The sequence below is a fragment of the Spirillospora sp. NPDC049652 genome, from assembly GCF_040675125.1.
GTDB lineage: Bacteria > Actinomycetota > Actinomycetes > Streptosporangiales > Streptosporangiaceae > Spirillospora.
In genome coordinates this window covers 1-2,322 of sequence record NZ_JBFAOF010001057.1, presented here as the reverse complement: position 1 = coordinate 2,322, position 2,322 = coordinate 1, and the positions used below count along the sequence as shown (strand labels likewise).

General features: G+C 74.4%; 3 protein-coding genes. 2 read left to right on the top strand and 1 reads right to left on the bottom strand.

Annotated features, from left to right (window positions below; translation table 11 throughout):
* Both AB0J52_RS36830 and AB0J52_RS36825 read left to right on the top strand, forming a co-directional pair.
* The coding region (locus AB0J52_RS36830) for a substrate-binding domain-containing protein (protein ID WP_500187539.1) at positions 1-399 on the top strand (399 nt) is incomplete at its 5' end.
* A 48-nt stretch (positions 400-447) separates the two neighbouring features.
* Positions 448-1,479 (top strand): magnesium transporter CorA family protein, encoded by a 1,032-nt coding sequence (locus AB0J52_RS36825; protein WP_500187538.1) that lies wholly within the window; start codon positions 448-450, stop codon positions 1,477-1,479.
* A gap of 31 nt (positions 1,480-1,510) precedes the next feature.
* Here the strand turns inward: AB0J52_RS36825 and AB0J52_RS36820 are convergent.
* On the bottom strand, positions 1,511-2,322 hold an 812-nt coding region (locus AB0J52_RS36820), incomplete at its 5' end, for a tetratricopeptide repeat protein (protein ID WP_500187537.1).

Here is a 2,322-nt window from a genome sequence, read left to right as displayed (position 1 = left end):
CCGGGCGCGACGCTGGTCCGCGCGGACGCGGCGCTCGACGTCGCGGCGGCGAAGGACGCGGCGGGCCTGCTGCTCGACGGTCCGGACCGTCCGACCGCGCTGGTCTGCGACGACGACGTGATGGCGGCGGGGGCGTACAAGGCGGCGCGGGCGCGCGGCCTGGAGATCCCGCGGGACCTGTCGGTGACGGGGTTCGACGACATGCCGCTCGCGACGGCGCTGGAGCCGGAGCTGTCGACCGTCCGGCTTCCCGCGGCCGAGCTGGGCGCGGCGGGCATGGACGCGCTGCTGCGACTGCTGGAGGGCGAGCGTCCCGGACCCGTGTCGCTGCCGGGCGAGCTGGTCGTCCGGGGCTCGACGGGCCCCGCGCCGGCGGAGTGGGCGGCGGTCGTCGGGTAAGGCGATCAACGGTCGTTGGGGAAGCCGATCACTGGGTAAAGGGACGGCATGACCGCGCAGCCGCCGGAGAGCGCCACCCCCGAGGAGAGCTACACCGAGCCGCCGCGCACCCGGGCCTGGAGGAACGGCGTCCTCGCGGCGGACGGCTTCCCCGTCGAGGACGTCAGCGAGTACCTCAAGCAGGACGAGACGGTCGTCTGGCTCGACCTCTGCGGATCCCAGGACACCGCGATGCGGGTGATCAGCACGGAGCTGAGCCTCGACCCCGTCGCGGTGGAGGACGCCGTCTCCCGGCACGAGCGCACCAAGCTGGACCGGTACGCCGACTACATCTTCGTGAACCTCTACCTGCCGAAGGTGGACGGCGGCGGGATGCGGCTGTACGAGGTGTCCGCGTTCGTGACGGAGACGGCGCTGGTGACCGTCCGGGCCGATCCGGGGTTCCCCGTCGACGAGCTCACCGAGCGGTGGGACCGCAGCCCCGACCTGACCCGCGGCGAGCACCCGCGCAGCACCGTCGCGCTGCTGCTGTACGGCCTGCTCGACCTGGTCGTGGACCACCAGCTCGCCGCCGCGCAGGCGTTCGACGACGAGGCGGACGCGCTGGAGGAGATGATCTTCGACGCCTCGTTCCCGGTCCGGGAGATCCAGGAGCGCAGCTTCCGGCTGCGCAAGAACCTGTTCAAGCTGCGCCGGGTGTCGCTGCCGATGCGCGAGATCCTCAACACGCTGCTCCGCCGCGACCTGCGGATCGTCGGGCCACCCCTGGTGCCCTACTACCAGGACGTGTACGACCACGCGCTGCGCGTCGGCGAGTACACCGACGGGCTGCGCGACCTGATCGCGAACCTGCTGGACACCCGGATCGCGCTGCAGGGCAACCGGCTGAACGAGGTGATGAAGAAGGTCACCAGCTGGGCCGCGATCATCGCGGTGCCGACCGCGATCACCGGGTTCTACGGGCAGAACGTGCCGTATCCGGGCTACGGGCACGCGTCGGGCTTCTGGATCAGCTCGCTGCTGATCGCGGTCCTGAGCGTCGGCCTGTACGCCCTCTTCAAGGCGCGCGACTGGCTCTGACGCAGGGGTCTGGGCCAGGAGCGGGCCTCGGTCAGGGTTCGCGGCGGCCCGCGCGGAGGGCGTCCAGGAGGGCGCGGGCCTCGTCGGCCTCCGCGACGCCGAGGCGGGTGAAGACGTCGAGGGCGTCGGTCCAGCAGGCGCGGGCGGCCGCGGTGTCGCCGAGCGCGGCGTGCGCCCGGCCGAGCGCGACGCGGGCGCGGCCGATCTGGAACTCCTCGCCGATCTCCCGGCCGATCGTGAGCGACCGGCCGGCGGTGGCGAGCGCGTCCGCGGGCCGGTCGCGGCGCAGCTGCGTCTCGGCCAGCCGCAGCAGGACGTAGGACTCGCGGGCCCGCAGTCCCTGGGACCAGCAGATCGCGAGCGCGTCGTCGTAGCGGGCGACGGCCTCGTCGTACCGGCCGGCGCGGTCCAGTGCCATCCCGAGGGTGTGCAGCGCGTAGGCCTCGCCCGCCGCGTAGCCGAGGTCGCGGGCGAGCGCGCGGGCGCCCTCGGCCCAGTCGATCGCGCGGTCCGGCTCGTCCAGCTCGACGTGGGTGTAGGCGAGGCTGGCGAGGCGCTCCATCTCCCCGGCGCGGTCCCCCAGCCCGCGGCCGAGGTCGAGGGCGCGTTCGAGGTGCCCGGCCGCCTCGCGCGGGCGCAGCCGGTAGAACGCGACGTGTGCGAGCAGGTCGTGGGACGCGACGCGCAGCGCGGTGTCCCCGACGAGGCGGGCGAGCTCGGCGGCGCGTCCGGCGGCGTCCTCGGCGGCGTCCAGGCGGCTGGTGTGGACGGCGAAGCGGCCGAGGATGTAGCGGGCCCGGCCCTCCGCGGACGGCGGGCCGGGGCCGTACGCGGAGGGCCGGG